This window comes from Mucilaginibacter sp. P25 (genome assembly GCF_050859465.1).
Classification (GTDB): Bacteria; Bacteroidota; Bacteroidia; order Sphingobacteriales; family Sphingobacteriaceae; genus Mucilaginibacter; species Mucilaginibacter gossypii.
This window is the reverse complement of sequence record NZ_CP193937.1, coordinates 4,972,199-4,996,199: the sequence shown is the minus strand read 5'-3', so window position 1 is coordinate 4,996,199 and position 24,001 is coordinate 4,972,199. Positions and strand designations below refer to the sequence as shown.

Annotated in this window: 17 protein-coding genes and 2 pseudogenes; 4 read left to right on the top strand and 15 right to left on the bottom strand. The window is 42.6% G+C overall.

Going from position 1 to position 24,001, the window contains the following annotated elements; translation table 11 throughout:
- Positions 1-201 precede the first annotated feature (201 nt).
- The 5 genes from ACRQ5D_RS25265 to proB all read right to left on the bottom strand — a co-directional run bounded on the left by ACRQ5D_RS25265 (position 202) and on the right by proB (position 7,488).
- Positions 202-606 carry a hypothetical protein gene (locus tag ACRQ5D_RS25265; RefSeq protein WP_090525388.1) on the bottom strand — a complete coding sequence of 135 codons (405 nt, stop codon included), beginning with the start codon at positions 604-606 and terminating at the stop codon, positions 202-204.
- 73 nt (positions 607-679) lie between these two features.
- Positions 680-3,073, bottom strand: a complete 2,394-nt coding sequence (gene topA / locus ACRQ5D_RS25260; RefSeq protein ID WP_091163876.1) for a type I DNA topoisomerase — start codon at positions 3,071-3,073, stop codon at positions 680-682.
- 233 nt (positions 3,074-3,306) lie between these two features.
- Positions 3,307-4,395, bottom strand: a complete 1,089-nt coding sequence (gene mnmA / locus ACRQ5D_RS25255) for a tRNA 2-thiouridine(34) synthase MnmA (protein WP_091163878.1) — start codon at positions 4,393-4,395, stop codon at positions 3,307-3,309.
- Between the two features lie 760 nt (positions 4,396-5,155).
- On the bottom strand, positions 5,156-6,403 hold the full coding sequence (locus ACRQ5D_RS25250) for a glutamate-5-semialdehyde dehydrogenase (RefSeq protein WP_091163879.1): 1,248 nt from the start codon (positions 6,401-6,403) through the stop codon (positions 5,156-5,158).
- Positions 6,404-6,408: 5 nt separating this feature from the next.
- Positions 6,409-7,488 carry a glutamate 5-kinase gene (proB, locus tag ACRQ5D_RS25245; protein WP_090525396.1) on the bottom strand — a complete coding sequence of 360 codons (1,080 nt, stop codon included), beginning with the start codon at positions 7,486-7,488 and terminating at the stop codon, positions 6,409-6,411.
- 340 nt (positions 7,489-7,828) lie between these two features.
- Between proB and ACRQ5D_RS25240 the strand changes: the two genes are divergently transcribed.
- On the top strand, positions 7,829-10,777 hold the full coding sequence (locus ACRQ5D_RS25240; RefSeq protein ID WP_091163881.1) for a TonB-dependent receptor: 2,949 nt from the start codon (positions 7,829-7,831) through the stop codon (positions 10,775-10,777).
- Between the two features lie 263 nt (positions 10,778-11,040).
- Here the strand turns inward: ACRQ5D_RS25240 and ACRQ5D_RS25235 are convergent, their stop codons facing one another.
- From ACRQ5D_RS25235 to ACRQ5D_RS25205, 7 genes and pseudogenes are all read right to left on the bottom strand, one after another.
- A complete protein-coding gene (locus tag ACRQ5D_RS25235; RefSeq protein ID WP_091163883.1) occupies positions 11,041-11,751 on the bottom strand; it encodes a phosphoadenylyl-sulfate reductase in 711 nt (236 codons plus the stop codon).
- Between the two features lies 1 nt (position 11,752).
- The gene (locus tag ACRQ5D_RS25230) at positions 11,753-13,261 is read right to left on the bottom strand and encodes a TSUP family transporter (protein WP_091163885.1); all 1,509 of its coding nucleotides are present in this window, start codon (positions 13,259-13,261) and stop codon (positions 11,753-11,755) included.
- Complete coding sequence (gene cobA, locus ACRQ5D_RS25225) at positions 13,239-14,024, bottom strand: uroporphyrinogen-III C-methyltransferase (RefSeq protein WP_091163888.1); 786 nt, start codon at positions 14,022-14,024, stop codon at positions 13,239-13,241. Before cobA ends, ACRQ5D_RS25230 begins: the two co-directional genes overlap by 23 nt.
- Positions 14,024-16,113, bottom strand: a pseudogene (locus ACRQ5D_RS25220) (nitrite reductase). Before ACRQ5D_RS25220 ends, cobA begins: the two are co-directional and overlap by 1 nt.
- A 240-nt stretch (positions 16,114-16,353) precedes the next feature.
- A pseudogene (locus ACRQ5D_RS25215) lies at positions 16,354-16,730 on the bottom strand (RrF2 family transcriptional regulator).
- 173 nt (positions 16,731-16,903) lie between these two features.
- Positions 16,904-17,188 carry a SelT/SelW/SelH family protein gene (locus ACRQ5D_RS25210; RefSeq protein WP_091163894.1) on the bottom strand — a complete coding sequence of 95 codons (285 nt, stop codon included), beginning with the start codon at positions 17,186-17,188 and terminating at the stop codon, positions 16,904-16,906.
- Entirely contained in the window at positions 17,185-18,030 is an 846-nt protein-coding gene (locus tag ACRQ5D_RS25205; RefSeq protein WP_091164920.1) for an MOSC domain-containing protein, read from the bottom strand. Before ACRQ5D_RS25205 ends, ACRQ5D_RS25210 begins: the two co-directional genes overlap by 4 nt.
- A 190-nt stretch (positions 18,031-18,220) precedes the next feature.
- On the opposite strand from ACRQ5D_RS25205, the gene ACRQ5D_RS25200 reads away from it, so the two are divergent.
- The 3 genes from ACRQ5D_RS25200 to ACRQ5D_RS25190 all read left to right on the top strand — a co-directional run bounded on the left by ACRQ5D_RS25200 (position 18,221) and on the right by ACRQ5D_RS25190 (position 20,788).
- Positions 18,221-19,930: a GMC oxidoreductase gene (locus ACRQ5D_RS25200; protein ID WP_091163897.1), complete on the top strand. Its 1,710-nt coding sequence runs from the start codon at positions 18,221-18,223 to the stop codon at positions 19,928-19,930.
- Between the two features lie 140 nt (positions 19,931-20,070).
- On the top strand, positions 20,071-20,562 hold the full coding sequence (locus ACRQ5D_RS25195) for a ThuA domain-containing protein (RefSeq protein ID WP_431200698.1): 492 nt from the start codon (positions 20,071-20,073) through the stop codon (positions 20,560-20,562).
- Positions 20,510-20,788, top strand: a complete 279-nt coding sequence (locus ACRQ5D_RS25190; RefSeq protein WP_432326977.1) for a ThuA domain-containing protein — start codon at positions 20,510-20,512, stop codon at positions 20,786-20,788. Before ACRQ5D_RS25195 ends, ACRQ5D_RS25190 begins: the two co-directional genes overlap by 53 nt.
- Positions 20,789-20,919: 131 nt before the next feature.
- Here the strand turns inward: ACRQ5D_RS25190 and ACRQ5D_RS25185 are convergent, their stop codons facing one another.
- The 3 genes from ACRQ5D_RS25185 to ACRQ5D_RS25175 all read right to left on the bottom strand — a co-directional run bounded on the left by ACRQ5D_RS25185 (position 20,920) and on the right by ACRQ5D_RS25175 (position 23,993).
- Complete coding sequence (locus ACRQ5D_RS25185) at positions 20,920-22,179, bottom strand: nucleoside permease (RefSeq protein WP_091163903.1); 1,260 nt, start codon at positions 22,177-22,179, stop codon at positions 20,920-20,922.
- A gap of 213 nt (positions 22,180-22,392) precedes the next feature.
- Entirely contained in the window at positions 22,393-22,992 is a 600-nt protein-coding gene (locus ACRQ5D_RS25180; protein ID WP_091164922.1) for a bifunctional nuclease family protein, read from the bottom strand.
- Between the two features lie 23 nt (positions 22,993-23,015).
- The gene (locus ACRQ5D_RS25175; RefSeq protein ID WP_091163906.1) at positions 23,016-23,993 is read right to left on the bottom strand and encodes an electron transfer flavoprotein subunit alpha/FixB family protein; all 978 of its coding nucleotides are present in this window, start codon (positions 23,991-23,993) and stop codon (positions 23,016-23,018) included.
- Positions 23,994-24,001 lie beyond the last annotated feature (8 nt).

The window sequence follows — 24,001 nt, the reverse complement described above, 5'->3', positions numbered from 1 at the left end:
TTGCTGAAAGCAGGATCAACTATTGTTTTTTTTGGCCATGAGCTACCAGGTATATGATGAGTAATGCAAGAGCAATGGTAGTGACAACAGTGATTAAGGTTCGGCGTTTGCGGAATTGATTGTATCCGTTTTCCATGAATAGGTTTATTTATTATCAGGTAAATTATGAAATTTATGACAATAAATAATTTAAAGCGAGAATTATTTTATCATAACTCCAGGCTTATTTAAAACCGGGATCTTGATAAAATTCATCTCCACAATACTTTCAGGAAGGAATATAAATTTCTTGTCGAAAATGTCTTTGCCTATATAATAGCTTAGCCAATATTCGTTATTAAGGCCGAAGGTTTGCTCATCAATAGGCTCGATAAGCTTATATGCTTTGCTATCTACAACAGGGATCATATGCCTTAGGGTAGAGGTTTTTACCTGTTCACCATCCTTTTCCCCATAGCCTTTTGAGGTTATGAGCACGTTTTCGATCGGCTCGTTTTTAAGGTTAATGAGGTACACATACCATACCTTACTTTCCACGCTCTCGCTCTCCAATGCTACCGCAATAGCAATATCCTTTACATTATTTTCGGGCAGGTCTTTTTTCATCTTTTGGTCGATTGGGTTGATTAGGTGAGTGGTCTAATTTCAATGCTAAACCATTCACCTAATCAACCATTCACTACTTCTTCTTAGTTGCCGCCTTTTTCTTAGCCGGTGCTTTTGTTGCAGCGGGTTTGGCTGAGGTAGCAGCTTTACCAAAGCGCCCTTTTTTAGCATCCTTCGGAGTTGCGTCGGCGAGTGCCTTGCATTCCTCGTAAGTCAGGGTCAAAGGATCTTTATCTTTAGGGATCTTAACATTTAGTTTACCAAATTCAATATATGGTCCCCAACGGCCGTTCAATACTTTTACATCCGGATCTTCGTCAAAAGCTTTGATCAGCTTTTCAGCATCCTTTTTGCGCTTCAGGTTAATGAGCTCAATAGCTTGTTCTTCAGTAACATCATGCGGGTCGATTTCTTTAGGTAACGATACAAAAGCGCTGTTGTGGCTAATGTAAGGTCCGAAACGGCCGATGGCCACTTTCATTACCTTGCCTTCATACTCGCCCACAACTTTGGGGAGTTTGAATAGCTCAAGTGCCTCTTCAAGGCTGATGGTCTCGATACTCTGCCCGCTGCGAAGACTTGCATAAAGGGGTTTCTCTTCGTTTTCGTCGGTAGCGCTCTCTCCAACCTGCACAAATGGCCCGAAACGACCTATCCTCACAGAAACTTTCTTCCCACTTTCAGGGTGAATGCCTAATTCACGCTCGCCGGTTGCTTTATCAGCCTTTTCAATAGTATTTTCAACTTCCTTATGAAACGGATTATAAAAATCGTGGAGCATTGCAGTCCACTCTTTCATTCCCTGCGCTATTTCGTCAAATTGCTTTTCAACGCTGGCGGTAAAGTTAAAGTCAACGATATCCTTGAAGTATTGTACCAGGAAGTCGTTAACAACTGCACCAATATCAGTAGGGAACAGTTTGCCACGTTCGGCTCCGGTGTTCTCTGTTTTTTCCTCTTTGGTGATGCTGCCCGCCTTCAATGTTAACACCCGGAAATTACGCTGTTTACCTTCGCGTTCTTCCTTTACCACATAACCACGGTTTTGAATGGTTGAGATAGTTGGAGCGTAGGTTGACGGACGCCCGATACCAAGCTCTTCCAACTTTTTCACTAAGCTTGCCTCAGTGTAGCGTGCCGCCGGACGTGAAAAACGTTCTGTAGCCGACATCTCCTGCATAGCTAAACGCTGACCTTTGGTTAATGGAGGCAACATTGCGTTTTCACCATCTTGCTGTGGTTCATCCTCATCATCCTGCGATTCAAGGTAAACTTTCAGGAAGCCATCAAATTTCATTACCTCGCCGTTTGCCACTAAATCTTCATTACGGGTTGAGATACTGATTTTTGCAGTAGTTTTCTCAAACTGGGCCTCGCTCATTTGCGAAGCAATGGCACGTTTCCAGATCAGCTCATATAAGCGCTTTTCTGCGGATTCACCATCGATAGAATGGTTATTGAAATATGTTGGCCTGATCGCTTCGTGCGCTTCCTGTGCACTGGCATTTTTGGTTTTATATCTTCTTTGCTGATGGTATTTTTCGCCGTAGGCAGATACAATCTCGCTTGCCGCCGAATTTAAGGCCAGTTCAGACAGGTTTACCGAGTCGGTACGCATATAGGTAATATAACCTGATTCATATAACCTTTGTGCAACCTGCATAGTGCGCGCTACAGAATAGCCCAATTTGCGGCTTGCTTCCTGTTGCAGGGTTGAGGTGGTGAACGGTGCAGCTGGTGAACGTTTTGTTGGTCTGGTATCTAATGATTTTACATCGAAGTCGGCAGGAATACAATCCTGTAAAAACTTTTCAGCATCTCCCTGTTTAGAAAAACGTTCAGGTAGTTCGGCCTTGAAAGCTTCTTTGCCTTTGCCAAATATGGCTACGATTTTAAATGCTGCTTCTGATTTAAATTTATTGATCTCACGTTCACGGTCTACAATAAGCCTTACTGCAACTGACTGTACACGACCTGCCGAAAGTGATGGTTTTACCTTCTTCCACAAAACAGGGGAGAGCTCAAAGCCTACCAACCTGTCTAAAACACGGCGCGCCTGTTGGGCGTTAACAAGGTTATAGTCGATTTTACGTGGTGTATCTATTGCTTTTAAAATGGCCGGTTTAGTGATCTCATGAAAAACAATACGCTTGGTGTGCGTGTCCTTCAGATCCAATGTTTCAAACAAATGCCAGGAAATGGCCTCACCCTCGCGGTCCTCGTCCGACGCGAGCCAAACCATTTCGGCTTCCTTAGCTAACTTCTTTAATTCGCTAACTACCTGCTTTTTATCTGCGGGTACCTCGTATTTTTGTTTAAAGTTATTAGCTATATCAATTGCATCTTCCGACTTAACCAGATCACGGATATGCCCGTAGCTGGACTTTACAGTAAAGTCCTTTCCAAGGTAACCCTCAATGGTCTTAGCTTTTGCCGGTGATTCAACTATCAGTAAGTTTTTGGCCATTTAATCAGTTTTAGTTTTTGCAAATAAAACATAAAGTAAGCGAAACACCAATTAGTTTTTGGTAAAAGGTGTAAAAATTGAAGGCGAATTATGTTTTAAGTTGAGATTTTTGCGCGAAAATGCCTTTGGAAATTATATTCTTGCAAAATAACCAATCTGATTTTAACAAAATGATAACAAGCAAATGCGGCAGCTCGCATTGTCAAGCTTAAAAAATGCAGGAAATAGGGTGTTTACATAAGAAAGCCGCCGCCAACAAGGTCATCTCCTTCATAAAATACAGCTGATTGGCCCGGTGCTATGCCTGATACATTATGATGAAAATCAACTTTCATATGTTCGCCCATTTGAAGAATGGTGCTTTGCGCTCCGGCATCTTTATAACGGATTTTGGTAATGGCTTCGAGCGGCTCATTTATATTTTCATATTTAATTAGGTTGAGGTTTTTTACCCAGGCTTGTTTGCGTTCAAGCTCGTCGGCGGTGCCTAAAACAACTGTATTAGTGGTAGGATCGATGCGCGTAACAAACATAGGGTGTCCTAATGCCACGCCCAAGCCCTTACGCTGGCCAATGGTATAAAAAGGATAGCCCTGATGCTTACCTACTACTGTGCCGTTGGTCAGTACGAAATTACCCGGGCCAATTCGCTCATCAAGGTCTTCAACTTTATGGCGCAGAAATGACCGGTAATCATTATCAGGTACAAAGCAGATCTCATAGCTTTCACTTTTACCTGCAAGCTCTATTTGCCCCATATCAAGTGCCATTTGCCTGATCTCTGGCTTTGAAAAACTTCCCAATGGAAATTTAGTACGCGCAAGATTTTTTTGAGATACACCCCACAATACGTACGATTGATCCTTATTGGTATCCTTGCCTTTTGATATCACGTAACGGCCATTGTCCTGCAAACGGATATTAGCATAGTGACCGGTAGCTATAAATTCGCAATCGAGTTTATCGGCACGTTTTAATAACGCTTCCCATTTAATATGAGTGTTGCACAAAACGCATGGGTTAGGGGTACGGCCAGCCAGGTATTCATCAACAAAGTTATCGATCACGAAATCGCCAAACTCGTTGCGGATATCTAATATATAATGAGGGAAACCGTAACCAACGGCAAGGGCACGCGCATCATTGATGCTATCTAAACTACAACAGCCGGTTTCTTTTGAGCTGCCGCCCGATGAGGCATAGTCCCAGGTTTTCATGGTTAAACCAATAACTTCATAGCCCTGTTCATGCAGCATCACTGCCGCCACCGAACTATCAACCCCGCCGCTCATCGCCACTAATATCCTGCCATGCTTACTCATAATGCTGCAAAGATACCTATTTGATTTTTATGTTAACACAAGCTTAGTCAGTATAGGGTAAAATGTGTTTAGATAACCATTATTTTGTGTTAATTAATAGTTAATTAATATTGTTATTCAGGATCTTATATGAGTTATATTAAGTAAAGATGATGGTGATATATGAGGCAAAATTAGTGTAAATGTTGTTTATAAATCCCGATTTCGTCGCTGTTAATTTCATTGTTTCTTTAATATAAGTTAAAATGCCCCGATAGCGATATTCTTAACACCATATTAATATTGTATAATAAAGCAAAAAAATTTAATCTACTTAGTGTAAAAAGGGCTGATTAAAAAAGGGAATTAAACGGGCGCTCAGAGAGTTCATTTCGTTGTAAAAAGTGTGTTTGTAACAGGTGTAGGTGATACACTAATTTCAACATTAAAAGACATTTGTTGCTAAAATTTTAAATAATAAATGTAGAGTTGACTATTATAAAAACAAGCAACATTATTTATTAAAAAAACGTAAAAGTGATGCCGCCTATTGTAACGGACCTATTACATTATAAATTTGCTATATCCTAATTAATAAAACAATGTTAACTCAATTAACTTTAGAACAAAAATTACAGGGCGTAATTTTAGTGATTATTTGCTTTATTGCAGCAGCCAACTACTTAATAAAGTAACGCTTAACAATACGAATAAACACGTTAAGGTGCTTACTATACAGAGTAAGCACCTTTTTTATGTGATATGTTTTTTGCAGGATATTTTACGGATTGCGTGTTTGTCCGTTGCCTTTAACTATCCATTTGTAACTGGTAAGTTCTTCCAGGCCCATAGGACCGCGGGCGTGGAGTTTTTGAGTACTGATGCCAATCTCGGCGCCAAGACCAAACTGGGCGCCATCAGTGAACGCTGTTGATACGTTTGCATAAACAGCTGCAGCATCCACATCATTTAAAAATTTAGCAATGTTTTCTGCATTTTCAGAGATAATGGCTTCACTATGTTTTGAACTGTTTACAGCGATATATTCTAACGCTTCAGTAAATGAACTTACTGTTTTAATAGCCATCTTCATCGAAAGAAATTCAGTACCAAAGTGTTCCGGACTGGCTTTATGCAAAAGGTTGGAGGGGTAATTGCTTTTTAACGCTTCAAAGGCCCGTTCATCGGCAAAGATTTCTACTTCTTTTTCGTTTAGGATGTGTGCCAGTTGCGGCAGGTCGCTTAAGCGGGCGGAGTGGATGATCAAACAATCCAAGGCGTTGCAAACACTTACCCGGCGGGTTTTTGCGTTGGCAATAATTTCAGCACCTTTCTCTACGTTGCCCGATTCATCAAAATAAGTATGCACAATACCGGCACCTGTTTCAATAACAGGTACCTTGCTGTTATCCCGCACAAAATCAATCAGCGACTGGCTTCCTCTTGGGATAAGCACATCAATATAACCAATAGCATTCAGCAAAGCTGTTGTAGCCTCACGTTCGGCGGGGAGCAGTGTAACCACATTGACATCAACTCCATGTTTTGCCAATACTTTATGGATAACCGAAATAATAGCCCGGTTAGAGAAATCGGCATCACTGCCGCCTTTTAATATGCTGATGTTGCCTGTTTTAAAGCAAAGCGCAAAAACATCAAAGGTAACATTGGGCCTGGCTTCGTAAATAACGCCAACAACGCCAAGCGGGACACGTATTTTTGATATCGATAAACCGTTGGACATTTCTGTAGCAGAAAGCTGTTTGCCAAGCGGGCTATCCAGTTGGGCTACGCTTTGCATATCGCCTGCAATACCTTTGATGCGGTCGGCTGTAAGTTTAAGGCGGTCGTATTTTGGATCGGCCGGATCCATACGGTCAAGGTCTCGTTCGTTCTCGGCCAGGATATATTCGGTTTGTGCTATAGCCTCGGCAGCAACATCCTCCAAAATCCCGTTGATTACGGTAGGGGCAAGAGGCGATTTTCGACTTGCTTCACGTGCTTTATCAAAATAGCTGTTATAGTTCATTGTATTTAGCCTTGTAAGTAAAGATAATCATAGTGTACCAGTGCTTTTTGGTTTTTTTGGCCGACGCGTTCACGGGCCTTATCGGCACCATATTCGGCAATGCCTAAACCAATCAGCTTATCGGTATCATCTATCAGTTTAATAATATCGCCTTTTTTAAAGTCGGTTATTACCCCCACTATGCCAACCGGCAATAAGCTGGTTGCCTTGTTTGAGATGAGCGCGGCTTTTGCACCGGCATTGATCAGTACACTCCCAGTCGCTGATTTTTCGGAATGGGCAATCCATTTCTTTTTACCCGATGCTGTTTTATTTGGAATGAAGCGGGTATGTGTAACCTGGTTTTCCAAAACATCTGTTAAGATCTGATCACGTTTACCATTGGCTATATGCACTGAAATACCAAGCTGGGCTGTTTTTTGCGCCATGGTTGATTTGGTGATCATGCCACCCCGGCCAAATTGCGAACGGCCAGATGATACAAAACTTGAAAAATCAAGTTCATTACCGCTAACCTCATCTATCACTGCCGAACCAGCTGCTTTAGGATCGCCATTGTAAATGCCATCAACGTTGGTGAGGATGATGAGCGCATTAGCGTTTAGCATAGATGCTATGAGGCCTGCCAATTCATCATTATCGGTAAACATAAGCTCGGTTACTGATACCACGTCGTTTTCATTGACAACAGGGATCACCTCATATTGCAGCAATGCCTCAAGGCAATTTTTCATATTGAGGTAATGCATCCTGTCCCTGAAATCCTCGCGGGTAACCAAAACCTGCGAGCACAGGATCTGAAACTGCTCAAACAAATGTGAATAGGTATTGATCAGTTTTACCTGCCCGATAGAGGCCAAAACCTGCCGGGCCGCAACAGCATCTGATTTTTCGGCAACGGTAATGAGACTGCGACCGGATGCGACAGCGCCCGATGAAACCAGTATCACTTCAATGCCTTGCTTTTTTATCGCAGCTATCTGGTCAACCAAATGGGTTATTCGCGGCAGGTCGGGGAGGCCGTTTTCCTGGGTAATAACATTTGAGCCGATTTTGATAACGATGCGTTGATAATTGAAAGCCATTAGTATAGTACAGGTTGAGGCTTCAATATTACAAATTTGGGAGAAATTAGGCTTTGTTTATTTTGAAATATCCAGTAAAGTGATGGATTTTATAGTGAAATGACGCGGAAGTCATCAAAAATTTAAAAAAACAGACCGGAAAGCTTGACAGTCAGTATTAAATTTTTATTTTTGTCGACTAATTCTATAGACAATGTATCATTTTAATGCAATTGCCGTTCTGTCCAAGTTAAAAATGCAGCTCCTAACTGCAATGTGTTGTTGTTGAGCCATAGCCTCCATCAACGATAATACACGACCCAAAATCACAATTTTAATTACCACCGCCACAAATTACTTCATGAAAATTTTTACAAACTTAGTTAGAATACTTGCGCTCTTCCTGGTACTATTGCCGGGTATAGGTTATGCACAGCTTAACGGCTCATATATATTGAGCGGAAAAGTTGACGACGACCAGGGTAAGCCGCTGATAGGGGCAACCGTATCTATTAAAGGCACAACCAATAAAACATCAACAGATACTACCGGTAAGTTTTCATTAACTACCAGTGCCAAATTGCCCTATACACTTGTTTTTACCGCGATCGGTTATCAGCCGCAGGAGTTTTACATTAAAAATGCCAATAGTACCGTAAATATTACGCTTACTACGCAATCATTGTTGGTTAATGAGGTGGTAGTAACAGCATCCCGTAAGGAGGAAAAATTGCTTCGCTCGCCCGTAGCTATCGAAAAATTGAGTATCACGGCGTTAAAACAATCGCCCGGCCCAAGTTTTTATGATGCTTTGGAGAACGTGAAAGGCGTGCAGATGACAACCACCAGTATCACCCTCAAAGTGCCTAACACCCGTGGCTTCAACAGTCCCAACAACTTCAGGTTTATGCAACTGGTTGATGGCGTTGATATGCAGTCGGCTACACTGGGTGTACCGCTTGGAAACGCTATTGGCCCAACCGAATTAGATATTGCCAGTGTGGAAATTACTCCGGGTGCTGCTGCTGCGCTTTACGGTACTAATGCTATTAACGGCTTGTCAAACCTGTTCACTAAAGATCCATTTAAATACCAGGGCTTAAGCTTTTACCATCGCCAGGGTTTAAACCATGTTGGTAAAGACCGCTTAGGGGCAAGTTCGCTTACCGAAGATGCTTTAAGATATGCCAAAGCATTTAACAATAAATTTGCCGTTAAAGTGAACTTTAGTTATATGCAGGGACAGGATTGGCAATCAGATACCCGTCTTGATCAAAATCCAACCAACCTTAAATCGGCCAACCCTGCTTATCCTGAATTAACAGGTACCAGCAACGCAGCTTATGATGGCTGGAATAAGTATGGTGACGACGCACTCGCAGGCAGTAACACTGTATCAATAAAAGGCATCACGGTTGATGGTAAAGCCCGCCCAAACCTTACCGTAGCCCGTACAGGCTATAACGAAGTTGATCTGGTTGATCCGCATGTGAAAAACTTAAAACTGGATGGTACGCTGGCTTATAAATTATCGCCAAATACCATCTTATCTTATACTTATCGCTATGGCAGACTTGATGGCGTGTTTCAGCGGGGTAATAAAATCTCGTTACAAGGGGCTACAGTTCAGAACCATAAAATTGAGTTAAAAGGGAAAGACTTCCTGGTGCGCGGTTACGAATCGATTGAAAATACCGGCAACTCGTTTAATGTAAAACCACTGGCCGATAACCTTGACCTTAACCACGCCAGCAATTCGGCATGGGCAACTTTATATGGTAACGCTTTAAAAGCTTATAATGGCGGTGTATTAACGTCTGCAAATCTTGCTGCAGCCGAACAAGCTGCCCGTGTAGCTGCTGATAAAGGCCGTGTTGAACCGGGAACTCCTGAGTTTGACGCTTTGAGGAAAACCATTATCGGCATCAATAACTGGGATATTAAATCAAGCCTGATCCCTAATGCCCCGGAAACAGGCGGTGCGGCGTTATGGCAAAAAAGTCATATGTACAACGGTGAGGCCCAGTGGGACCTGAGCAGGAAGGTTAAATTTGTTGACCTTTTGGTTGGCGCTGATGTACGTGTTTACAGCATTACGCCGGATGGTAATAACTTCGTGGATTTCAGCCGTCCTATTGCAGACAGGAACACGCCATTGGCTGATGGCTCTTTCGGTAAAGACGTTATCTATAAAAAATACGGTGCATTTACCCAGGTTACCAAAACCTTTTTTGATGAGAAGTTGAAATTATTCGGCTCAATCCGCTGGGATCGTAACCCATACTTCGATCCTAAATTTACACCGCGTTTAGCCGCTGTTTATACCGTTAACCAAAATCATAACTTCAGGTTTACATTCCAGAACGGTTTTCGTTTTCCATCGTTATTTGAAGCTTTATCATACGTAAATAACGGTCGTGTAAAACGTGTGGGTAGTTTGCCATTCATTAACGAAGGCTTAGGATACCTTGGCAATAGCTATACCCAAACATCGGTAGTGGCATTCAATGCTGCAGTAAACGCTGCAGGCGGCTCAGACCAGGCAGCTTTGGCTAACCGTAACCTGTTAAAAGTAGCGGACTTGCCACCTGCCCGCCCGGAGCAAATTACTTCTTTTGAGGTAGGTTATAAAGGTATCGTAGCCGACAATAAAGTGTTCATTGATATTGACGCTTACACCAACCGTTATGATGGTTTCCTCGGCCAGGTACAAGTTTTTGTGCCAAACGGTGTTACCGTAGGTTCAGACGCAGCTGTATTAGCCATGCTTGACATTAACCGCGATCCCACAACAGGCACATCAAGTAACGCAGCCAGTCAGGGGCAAAGCAGGTACCGCGTTTATACCAATGCTAAGAATATTTACCATAATTATGGTTCTTCGGCGGGTATCACTTACAATTTCTACCAGCACTACACGGTATCGGGTAACGTGAGCTTCAATAAGCTGAAAGCCCAAACAGCTTCAGATATTTTTGTTACAGGTTTCAATACCCCGGAGTGGTCGGGCAATGTATCGTTCGGTAACCGTGAGGTGGTTAAAAACTTCGGTTTCAACGTGGTTTACAAATGGCAGCAGTCGTACCTGTGGGAGAGCCCATTGGTTACCGGTACCGTGCCTTCAATTAAAACAGTTGATGCACAGGTTACTTACCGCGTGCCTTCTTACTATGCAACATTTAAGTTAGGGGCTACCGATATTTTTAACAAAAGATATTATCAATATGCAGGCGGCCCGACAATCGGTGGCTTGTATTACGTATCGGTAACGCTTGATGGCTTATTAGCAGGCAATAATAACAACAAGTAAGAGCTTTTATAAGGTTTTATATAGTTTGTAAGGGGATGGAGTGATAAGCTTTGTCCCCTTTTCTATTTTGTCTATCGTCATTATAAAAGCGTCATTGCGAGGCACGAAGCAATCCCCTAAATACAATGGGGCTAAGCAAATCCAGCCTTTGTAGTTCGCGATTGCTTCGTGGCAATGACAGTGAGTGGGGATTATGACGGAAACAAAAAAGGCCAACTGATTTTTCAACCAATTGACCTACGTATAAAAAAAGCGTCTTTGACTTATTTAGCGGTTACCTCATGCAAACCACATTCCTTTTTCGATTGATCTTCCCACCACCAGCGGCCTGCACGAAAATCTTCACCTTCGGCTACGGCACGGGTACATGGCATACAGCCGATGCTTGGGAAACCTTTATCATGCAGTGAGTTATATGGAATGTTGTATTGTTTGATATAGGCTTTTACTTCGTCCAGTGTCCAGCTGAAAATAGGGTGGAACTTAACCAGTTGGTTTTGCTCATCCCATTCCATGTCATGCATATCATGACGGTTAACCGATTGCTCGGCGCGGATGCCGGTGATCCAAATTTTGTTGCCTTTTAAAGCGCGTTTGAGCGGTTCTATTTTACGGATCCCGCAGCACTCTTTGCGGTTTTCAACCGACTCGTAAAAGCTGTTTGGGCCTTTTTTGCTTACCATTTCTTCCAATAGTTCATTATTCGGATAGTAGGCATGTATAGGTTTTTGATACCTGTTCATGGTAGCCGCCCAAACTGAATAAGTTTCGCGGAACAGCCTGCCGGTTTCAAGCGTAAACACTTTAATTGGCAGGTTATTGGCAAAGATCATATGACTGATCACCTGGTCTTCCCAACCAAAGCTGGTAGAAAATATAACTTCACCAGGGAAAAGCTCTGCCAATTTAGTGAGGGCTTCCACAGGGCCAAGTCCGGTGGTTACACTTTGTATTTGTTGTAATGCAGTGCTCATTTTATATAACCTTAGTAATAAACATGATAATAGAACGGATACTGATGAGGATAACAATTACTGATACCGCCACCATGATAGTTTTCGCAGAGATCTTATTAGAAATCTTAGCTGCGATTGGCGAAGCAAGCGCACTGCCTAAGATAAGCCCTCCGACAGCCTGCCAGTGATCGCTGCTTACCATGGCTATGAAGGTTATTGAGCCCATCATTGCCACAAAAAAACGTGAAAGCTTAACAGTGCCTAACGAAAAACGTGGGCTCCGGCCACCGGCTATCAGGGTTGATAACACGATTGATCCCCAGCCACCGCCGCCAACAGCATCGATAAAGCCACCGCCTAAACCCAGCAGCGAAATGCGTTTTACCTTATCGGCCGATTTTTTCTTTTGTGTATTGAATGCCTTCCTGAATATCACTATACCCAATATCAGGGTATAAACCGATACAACAGGTTTGGTATACATGCTGTAATGCTCAAGCGAAGATAGGAGATAAGCTCCTGTTACCGCTCCTATTATACCGGGAATAACTAATAACTTAAATAGTTTCCAGTTGATGTTGCCCATGCGATAATGCATCCAACCGGCTATACCGCAACTCATGATCTCGGAAAGGTGTACGCCCATACTGGCTGAGGCCGGAGGGATACCCATAGAAAGAGAGAATGTGGTTGAGGTAACACCGTACGACATGCCGATGGCGCCATCAATCATAGCAAATACAAACCCGGCTCCTAAAAAGTAATAAAAGATAGGATCGATGCCGGTTACGAAGTGCTTAAAGTTAGGCTCTTTGAAATAAAGTGCGGTTATACCAATGGCCAGTGATATGATAATGGTTGACCAAATTAGCCAAATGAAATTTTTCCGGTTAACAGGTTTTGGTTCAACCAATACCGAGGTTACGCTATTTAGTTTTTTTACTTTGTCGGCAAAATCGCCTTCAAGGGTATTTCTTAGTTCGCTCATTTGCTGCAAAGTGATGTCAAGCTCCGCAGGAAGGCTTTCATTCAATACTTCTTTTAATCGTTTAGCCACAGTAGGCGATTTTCCATTGGTAGATATGGCCAGTTTCAAGTCGCCCTTTTGCACTATCGATCCTAAGTAAAAATCACATAGCGCAGGCTTATCAGCTACATTGATCAATAATTTACGATCATGTGCTGCGCTGCGAACATAGCTGTTAAGTTCGCTATCATTAGTAGCAGCGATAACAATATCGGCGTCGTTCAGGTCGTCGTCGGTAAATGATTTTTGTATAATGCGGATGCCCGGATATTGCAATGCAAGTGTATGTACCTCGGGCAAAAACTCGCGCGAAATAACGGTAACCCTTGCACTGTTGCTGTTATTAAGTACAGCAGTAAGTTTTTCCAAACCAACATTACCGCCGCCAATAAGCACCGTATGCAGATCATTCAGTTTTAAAAATACCGGAAAAAGCTGGTTACCTTCCTGTTTTTTATCCTGAATGTTGGTTAAACTCTTATCCCCGGGCAACAACGTCATAAACTTCTTTTATCAGTTGGAATTTTGGATGAAGCGATACCACCTCGCCTAAAACAATAATGGCAGGCGATGAAATCTCACTTTCATCAACGGTATCAACAATAGTATCCACCGTCGCAACAGCGATCTTCTCGTCTGCAGTAGAACCGCTTTGAATAACGGCTACGGGTAGTTTGTTCTTGCCTTGTAACTTGAATATTTCAGCGATCTCGGCCAGCTTATGAATGCCCATCAATACAACCACGGTAGCATTTGATCGTGACGCGTCAACAAGATCGTTCGAGATCTTGCCATTTGCAGTAGTTCCGGTAACCACCCAAAAACTTTCACTTAAACCGCGGTGAGTAACCGGGATCTGCTGCAATTCGGGTACGGCTATCGAGCTGGAAATGCCCGGAATAACAGAAGCGGATATATTGTGTGCCGCGGCAATTATCAACTCTTCATATCCACGACCGAATACAAACGGATCACCACCCTTTAACCTGACTACGTGACCATAGTTTTTGGCATAATCAACCATGAGGTTGTTTATTGCTTCCTGCGAAAAGGTGTGATCGCCTGAACGTTTGCCTACGTAAACTTTTGTAGCGTTTTTCGGAGCGTAGTCAAGTAACTCTTCATTAACCAAAGCATCGTACAAAACAACATCGGCTGTTTTTAAAGCTTTGATAGCTTTTACGGTTATCAGGTCGGCATCGCCTGGGCCTGCACCCACCAGTGTGATGCGTGGTTCTTTTATATTTTTATTAGTTTCAGTCATTATTGTACAAGCGCCTCTCTCTTATCCTTGCTTCTGCTTAAAAATTCTGTAGCCTGTGCTAAATATGTTGTGGCAAATTCTTGTGACGGCTCATTTTGGTTGAGTTGTAATACCAGATCATTAAAGCTCCCGTTCAATTCAAACTCGCCTTTTTCAACGTATTGCGCATCAAACTCGCGGATCACGCCAATTTGCGTACTGCTGTTAACGGCTTTATCAAGCAACAGCGCTTTCGCCGAGCTTACAAACACATTATAGGCATGATAAATAGCGTCAGCCCAGCGGCCATCAGCATAAGCTTCGTTAGCCCAGCCTAATTTTTCTTCCGATTCAAACAGGAGGGTAGCTACCAGGTCGATGATCACACCGGCGCATTCACCTACGCCTATAGCGGTAACAAATGTTTCCTGGTGCCCCCAGTCAATATATTCGTCATCGGTAAGAGTAGTTAAATCGGCAAGTGGTTTCAGCAAACGGTAAAAATAATCTTTACCCTGCCTGTCATAATATTCATGGTAAGTTTCACCCTCCGGTGAAAACTCTTTATAGTCGTTCAATAACCACCTTAGCACATCGGTAGCACGTTTGGTAGGTACTTTAATCACCCTTTCGGCAGCGCGGCCAACGCCGTCGCCAACGGTACCGCCGCCTAACATCACCTGTACAGAAGGTAATACTTTAGCGCCTGCTTTAAGCGAACTGCCATGAAACCCAATGTGGGCCAAACCATGCTGGCCACATGAATTCATACAACCGCTTATTTTGATTTTGATTTCGCGGTTATAAATAAAGTCTTCGTATTCGTTATAGATCAGGTCCTCCAATACGCGGGCCATGGTCATGCTGTTGGAGATACCAAGGTTGCAGGTGTCTGTACCCGGGCAGGTGGTGACATCAGCAATGCTATCAAAACCCGGCGCAGCCAGTTCAAGCTTAGCCAGGCCTTCATATAAAGCAGGCAATGCTTCCTTTTGAACATATTTTAAAAGCAAACCCTGGTTTTGAGTAATGCGGATCTCGTGACCAACCAATGGCTCCAGTGTTTTAACCAGTGCACGGGCAGTATCTGATGAGATATCACCTACAGGCACTTTAATATACACGCCGTAAAAACCTTTTTGTTTTTGCTCAAAAACGTTGGTAGCCAGCCATTGCTCATAGCGCAACGGGTTGCTGATGGTTACCTCAGGATAGCTATCAGTTGGTGGTAAAGCCGGGGCATCAATAGCATCCCGGTTGATAGGGTATGATTTTACTTTGTTGGCCGTACGCTCAATTTTGGCTAAACGCAATACCTCGTCTAAACCTAATTTTTGGATAAGGTATTTCATACGGGCTTTGTTGCGGTTATTGCGTTCGCCGTAACGGTCAAAAACACGGATTACTGATTCTATATAAGGGATCAGCTGATCTTCTGGTAAAAACTCTTCAACAATACTGGCTAAAATTGGCTGTGCACCTAAACCGCCGCCAAGCATGATCTTAAACCCACGTTCGCCATTGGCATTTATTTTAGGTATAGCACCGATATCATGAATGTATGAAAACGCTGTGTCCTCATCGCTTGACGAGAAAGAGATTTTGAATTTGCGGCCCATTTCCTGGCATATCGGGTTACGCAGAAAATAATCAAACGTAGCATATGCATAAGGAGAAACGTCAAATGGTTCTTTTGGGTCGACACCTGCAGTAGGAGAGGCTGTAACATTGCGCACGGTATTACCGCATGCTTCGCGCAGAGTGATATCATCCTGTGCAAGCTTGGCCCAAAGCTGAGGTGTACGGTCAAGACTTACATAGTGGATCTGGATGTCCTGGCGGGTGGTAAGGTGGAGATTACTGCTCCCAAACTCGTCAGAAATCTCGGCAATCTTCAATAGTTGCTTAAAGCTAACTTTACCAAAAGGTAGTTTAATGCGTACCATTTGCACGCCTGGCTGACGCTGGCCATAAACACCGCGCGCCAAACGTAAACTTCTGAATTTTTCATCATGAATTTTACCTTCACGAAAAGCATGGATCTTTTTTCAAGATCTATAATATCCTTCTCAACAATAGGGTTCTCCAGTTCCGTTCTGAAGCTCTGCATATTCTATGTATTAATCTTTTATAAAAAAGCCCCTTTGGCTGTGGCTAAAGAGGCATATATGGTTAAATATTACGTTTACAGCCTCGTTTTCTCATTGCACATATAGCAATAAGGCAGCTGGTTAAGACAAGTAATATTAATGCTCTCACGATTCATTTCCCAAATATATATATAGTATACGGAAAAAGTAGCATTTAATTTAAAAAAACTGCGTTATGACAGTTTTATGAAGTTTTAAAATTAAACGCTGATGAGGGTGGTTTCGCGTTTGATGATATCGGCGATGCTGGTTTCGCTTAATATTTTAAGTGTGGCATCTCTTACATCAACAAATACATCCCTTATGCCGCAAGTGCTTTCCTGGTGGCATTCATCACATTTGTGGTAAAAATTTAAGCTGGCGCAGGGCACCATGGCTATAGGCCCATCGGTTATACGCATAATGCTTACCAGGAATATTTCTTTAGGATCGCGGTTAAGACTGTAGCCACCGCCTGCTCCTTTTTGCTGTAAAGAAACCCTGCATTGCGCAAATCAAGCAGTATCTGCTCAAGAAACTTTTTAGGGATTCGTTCAATCTCGGCAATCTTCGAAATTTGCATAGGCGGCTGGTCCATGTTCTTGCCAAGAACCACAAGTGCCTTTATAGCATACTTAGTTTTTTTGAAAGCATTTTCTAAAATAAAACTCACAAAGGTAAATAAAGATATTCTCTAAATTAACTATTTTTTCGAGTAATATTATAGATTATATAGAAAGGATATTTTATACAGACATTGTTATATAAAAGTTACAATGTATGCCTGTCTGAATGGCCGAGGCTTTTACCCGGGTTAACTTTATCACGAACGGCCTGTTTTAACTCTTTGATTTCTGGAAAATGGCCATCACGTTTGCGGTCAAATAGTGTTTCTTCACCTACGCTTATCGTATATCTTCCGCTCACTTCGCTTGGTTTTAAGGTAACGCCATTTACGTCATCGGTAAAGGTTGTAAGCAGTTCCTGCGCCATGTAAGCGGCACGCATCATCCAGTTGCATTTAGGGCAATATTCGATTGTTATGGTTGGTTTCATGCAGTTGTGATTGGTTTCTTTGCTACAATAAATCTTTCTTCGGTATGGGTACTTAAAACCTTAAGTTCATCACCCACCGAAATTATGCCGGTATTTTCATGTATCAGGTTTTGCCCAAACATGATCTTATTGTTTTTCATACGATAGGAGGCGAGGGTTTTTAAAGGCTCTTTGGCTTTTACAGCCGTTTGCTGATCAATAGTAGTGAGCACACAGCGTGCACAAAGCTTTGCCCCGTAAAAGGTTATGCCTGCTATCTCAATCTCATTCATCAGGTCTTCGCTATAAGCTTTGCCGCCTGTAAAAACTATATTGGGGCGAAAGCGGTTGATTGGCAATGGCAACGGCATACGTTTGTTGAGGTCATTAAGCGAAGCTTGCCCAATAAGCAGAAAAGGATAGGCATCTGCAAAGGAAGTGATCATGCCGGGTTTGGCGTAGCGCTGGTCAACTTCGCGTTCACTGTCATCGGGCATGTAAATGAGGCGGCATTTCATATTAAGTGCTGCGCTGAACCATTCGTCGAACTCTTCGCTTACATATTGTCCAAAACAGGTGTCTTCCCAAACTGCAAACTGTTGCAAAGGTTTTCTTTCGCAATTAAACGGAATTAATAATGACCCACTTGACTGATGATGTACTGTTATCCCATCCGATTGGATTGATGCCTTCAATAAGGCCATCTGCGGAAACTCGCGTTGCGTTATAAAATGCCCGTGGTCATTAACCAGCATCCAACGCCTGTCGTGTTGTAAACCACGACGGGTAACCTCCGCATTTTGCACAGCAACGCCGCCCAATGATTTGATAGGGTAGATGTATAATTCACTTACTTGTAGCATGTGGTAAAAATAAGAAATCTGAGGCATGATTTTCGGGATTAGGAGATTAAAGGATGTTTGAATCCAGACTTTCCATCAAGTCAATCCTTCAATCAAAAAAAACATGGTTCTTTTTCTTCACAATCGATTGCTATATCGATTTTTAATTAATATAATTGTTTTATCCAATTTCAAAACCAATTTATAAACTATGCCATTAAGTAATATAAACGGCAAGGCTAAGGCTAATAATACCTATGATGCCATTGTAATAGGGTCAGGCATCAGCGGTGGCTGGGCAGCAAAAGAGTTATCCGAACTTGGCTTGAAAACCATTATGCTTGAACGGGGCCGAAACTTTGAGCATATTAAAGATTATAAAACTGCTAATCAGGACCCCTGGGACCGACATCATGCCGGAAAGCCAACGCAAGCCCAACGTAAACAACGCCCCGTAATTTCACGTAATTGGGGAGCTTCCGAACCTATTATGGATTACTGGACCGATGAGCAGGCCGCACCATACACCGAGATCAAACCTTTTAATTGGTGGCGATCATACCAGCTTGGCGGCCGCTCTATTTTATGGGGAAGGCAAAGTTATCGCTGGAGCGATTTTGATTTTGAAGCCAACGTTAAAGATGGCTGGGCTATTGACTGGCCCATCCGATATAAGGACCTTGCACCCTGGTATGATCATGTGGAGAAATTTGCAGGCATCAGTGGTTCGCTTGAAGGGTTACCGCAATTACCTGATGGGCATTATTTGCCACCCATGGATATGAACGTGGTAGAAAAAGACGTAGCTGCCCGTATCAAGAAAAATTATAATGGTACAAGGCATATGATCATCGGTCGTACAGCCAACTTAACAGCTGCTATTCCGGGGCGTACCGCATGCCAGTTCAGGAACAGGTGCTGGGAGGGCTGTCCGTTTGGTGGCTACTTTAGTACGCAATCATCAACTTTGCCTGCAGCGCTGGCTACCGGAAATTTAACAGTAAGGCCATATTCCATCGTTACTAAAATATTATACGATAAGGATACCAAAAAGGCCAAAGGGGTAGAGGTGCTTGATGCCGAAACCAATCAAACCTATGAATACTATTCAAAAATAGTTTTTGTTAATGCCTCGGCCTTAAACAGTGCGTGGGTTTTGATGAATTCGGCAACAGATATTTGGCCGGATGGTTTAGGCAGCAGCAGCGGCGAACTTGGGCATAATATCATGGATCATCATTATAATCTGGGTGCAAGCGGACTGGTTGAAGGGTTTGAGGATAAATATTACTACGGCCGCCGTGCTAATGGCATTTACATACCCCGTTTTACCAACCTGTTTGGCGATAAGCGCGATTACCTGCGAGGTTTCGGTTATCAGGGTGCGGCAAGCCGCATGGGATGGAGCCGTGAAATTGCGGAATACAATATTGGAGCTCAATATAAAGATGCGCTTACCGAACCAGGTCCATGGACAATTGGCATAGGTGGCTTTGGCGAACTGTTGCCTTACCACGAAAATAAGATCACCCTTGATAAAACCCGCAAGGACAAATGGGGATTGCCAATTTTGGCGATGGATGCCGAGATTAAAGAAAATGAAAAGAAAATGCGTATTGATATTGTGAAGGAAGCTAAAGCCATGCTTGAAAGTGCCGGCGTAAAGAACGTTGAAACGCACGACCGCGGTCATAACGTTGGTGATGGTATTCACGAAATGGGTACTGCAAGGATGGGACGTGATCCTAAAACTTCGGTACTTAATGGTAATAATCAGGTATGGGATGCCAAAAACGTTTTTGTTACCGATGGTGCGGCTATGACTTCGGCAGCTTGTCAAAATCCATCATTAACGTATATGGCTATGACGGCCCGCGCTGCTCATTTTGCAGTAGATGAATTGAAGAAAGGAAATTTATAATTTGGTGATTAGTGAGCGGTTGATTAGGTGAATGGTTTGGCTCCAATTCTCAAGGTTTCATTAACCACTAACTTGATCAACCATTCACTAAACATAAAACTCAATACTCACTTAATCAATATATCAACCACTCACCAACTATGAAAAAGCTACTTACCATTTGCCTTTTAATAGGCGCACTAATAAGCCAGGTACTTGCTAAAGATAAAGTACTGATATTTTGCAAAACCGCGGGATTCCCTCATAAATCAATAGCGGTAGGCGTAACTGCAATAATTAAACTTGGTCAGGAAAATAATTTTGATACAGATAGTACCACTGATGCCACGAGGTTTACCATCGATAATTTAAAACAATATAAGGCGGTGATATTTTTAAACACCACCGGCGATGTTTTAAATGATGCCCAACAAACTGCATTTGAGCAATATATTAAGGCCGGCGGCGGTTTTGTTGGTGTACATTCCGCAACAGACACCGAGTATGATTGGCCATGGTATGGTAAACTGGTAGGGGCTTATTTTAAAAGTCATCCAAAACAACAGGAAGCAACGTTAAATGTGGTCGACCGTAATTTTATTGCCACTAAACATCTGCCTGAAACCTGGAAGCGATGGGACGAGATGGTATAACTATAAATGGATTGGTAATGATTTGCACGTACTGATCAAGATAGATGAGAAAAGCTACACTGGTGGCGAAAACGGCGATAATCACCCCATGGCCTGGTATCATAACTTCGATGGCGGCAGGGCTTTTTATACCGAATTAGGTCATACTGATGAATCATATGCTGATCCATTATATTTGAACCATCTGTTAGGTGGTATCAAATATGCAATGGGTTGGAAGAAGTAGTCTGAACCGGGATTTGGGGAGATTTTTTGGATTTCCCGGATAACATGCAATAGAGAGGGCTCACGATAATTCGTGAGCCCTCTCTATTTAAGTAAGAAAATCCTTTAATCCCCCAAATCCTGATTCAGGAATTACGCATGTTGTATCGCTTCAACAAGTGCCTTATTGTGCTTATATCTGAATACGAAAGGGAAAACAATGGCTATTGCCAGTGCGTAGCCTGCAAAGGTAAGCCAGATGCCATGCCAGTCTTTACCACCGCCCGGCAGCAAAAAGAAATTATCAATGATAAGTCCGCTTGCTATGCTTCCGAAAAAAGCCCCGAAGCCATTTACCATCATCATAAACAAGCCCTGTGCGCTCGCTCTGATATCTGGAGTGGCCTGTGTTTCAACGAAAAGTGAGCCAGATATATTGAAGAAATCGAAGGCCATACCATAAACAATGCATGATAAAATGATCATCCATAAACCGCCAGCCGGATCGCCAAAGGCAAAAAGGCCAAATCGTAACACCCAGGCCAGCATACTGAATAACATTACATACTTAATACCGAATTTGCGCAGAAAGAACGGGATCAGTAAAATAAAAAAGGTTTCAGAAAACTGGGAGATGGACATAATAATGGCCGGATATTTTACACCGAATGAACTTTTATAAGCAGGGATTTTTGAAAAATCATGAATGAATGGATCGCCATAAGCATTTGTGAGTTGGAGCGCGGCACCAAGCAAAAGCGAAAACGCAAAGAATATCGCAAATTTAGGGTCTTTGAATAACGCAAAAGCATTAAGACCCAACGAATCGACCAATGACTTTTTGGGTGCTTTTTCCGAAAGTGGTGGACATTTGGGAAGGCTAAAGGAATAAATTCCCAATGCTAAAGCTACCGCTGAAGCAATATAAAATTGGTTTGAAGAAGCTTCGTTATGAGTTATACTTACCGTCCATAATGCAACTATAAAGCCAACTGTTCCCCATATTCTAATAGGGGGATAGTCTTTTACGACATCTTTATTGTTGCTTTTTAACGCTGAGTAGGCCACGGTTATAGATAACGAAAGGGTCGGCATATAAAAGACCATGTTTAGTAACATCACCCAAAAAAATGCTGATGGGTTGGTAGTTTGCGGCAAGGTAAACAGTGTGCAGGCACCGAGAATATGCATAAGGCCATATAGTTTTTCCGCGTTGATAAATCTGTCAGCAATGATGCCAGTGAGAGCCGGCATAAAGATGGCTGAAATCCCCATTGTGCTAAATATAGCCCCAAATTGAGAGAATGACCAATTTTTTGTAAGCGAGCAGTATGTACCTATTGTAAGCAACCAGGCACCCCAGATAAAAAATTGCATAAAATTCATCAGTATTAAGCGGAACTTAATATTCATACGGTACCGGGTTTAAATAATTTTAGTCAGTGTTAAATTAAAAGCGGAAAGTAGTGAAATAAATGTAAATCAGAAAGCTACAAGTGTAGAAATTACGATTGTTAAACAGAAACCCAGGGGTGAGTTTCTGTTCTATGTCCATTCACGATTAAATTATATTCTTTGAAAAAGTACATTCGGCTAAATCCGAAATAGAAAATCCGAACTCCGAAATCAGGAAGCTTTACGCTTGTTCAGTTCATCGCGGATCTTCGCTGCTTTTTCGTATGATTCTTCGGCGAGGGCTTCCTGAAGTTTGGTTTTGAGCTCTTCAGTACTGATGGAAGCATAACCGCTCACCGATGCACTCACCGATTTTTCTTCGGGCGTTTCGTTGATATTTTCCAGATAAACAAAATCGTTGCCCTCTATAACAATGCCCGCAGTTGAAAGAATAAATTCATAAGTGAAGATAGGGCAGTCAAAGCGTACAGCTACTGCAATAGCGTCAGAAGTGCGGGCATCTATTTCTACAGAACGCTTTCCGTCGCTGCAAACCAGTTTGGCATAAAATATCCCATCAACCAAATTATAGATGATCACTTCCTGAACTTCAATCTGGTAAGCCTGGGCGAAGCTTTTGAACAGGTCGTGCGTAAGCGGGCGGCTTGGGGTCATTTTTTCTATTTCGATAGCGATAGCCTGAGCTTCAAAGCTTCCGATGATAATAGGCAAGCGACGACGGCCGCTAACCTCGCCTAAAACAAGTGCATAGGCGCCCGATTGAGTTTGACTGTATGATAAGCCGACAATATCAAGCTTTATTTTTTTCATGTTATTCCCCATCACACCTGTATTTATGCTGAAGCTTTATATTCTTTAACGGCTGTTATTAATTTAGGGAGTACTTCAAACGCGTCGCCCACAATTCCGTAATCTGCCACCTTAAAAAACGGTGCTTCCGGATCTTTGTTTATGACTACAATAACTTTTGATGAACTTACCCCGGCCAGGTGTTGAATTGCACCTGAAATACCGACTGCAATATACAAATTTGGACTGACAGCTATACCGGTTTGTCCAACGTGTTCGCTATGCGGCCTCCAGCCAGCATCTGATACAGGTTTTGAACATGCAGTAGCTGCGCCTAAAAGTTCGGCAAGTTCTTCTATCATGCCCCAGTTTTCGGGGCCTTTTAAACCGCGACCGCCCGAAACAACGATTTCAGCATCAGGCAATGAAACTTTATCCGTTGAACGAACGATTTCTTTAATCATCGCCTTAAAGTCTGAAGCTTTAGTTTCAACACGAAAGTCCTCAACCTGGGCAGTACCGCCAGTTTCAACAACTTTATAAGAGTTGGGTACAAGCGCAATAACTTTTATGGCGGAGGTAAGCTCGACAGTTGCGAAAGCTTTACCTGAAAATGCTGTCTTTTTTACTTTAAACGAGCCGCCTGTCTGTTCAGGTAAAGCAACCGCTCCGTCGGCAACACCGGCTTCCAGTTTAATACCTATACGGGGCGCTAAACCTCGGCCGGAAAAGGTGTTTGATAGTACCACAACCGCCGAACCTTCTTTTTTGGCCGCCTCGGCTATGACAGAGGCGTAGGCCTGGTTTACAAATTCCTTCAATTTATCTCCTGATACATTAAGCACTTTATTTACACCGTATTTACTTAATAAAGCTAATTCGGTGGCGTCAACGTTGCCTATTGAAACAGCGGTAAGGGAAGTATTATTTTGATCGGCAATGGCGCGGGCATAAGAAACGGCTTCAAAAACTGATTTCTTGAATTTGCCCCCGGTATTTTCCGCATATATTAAAACTGACATATTTATCT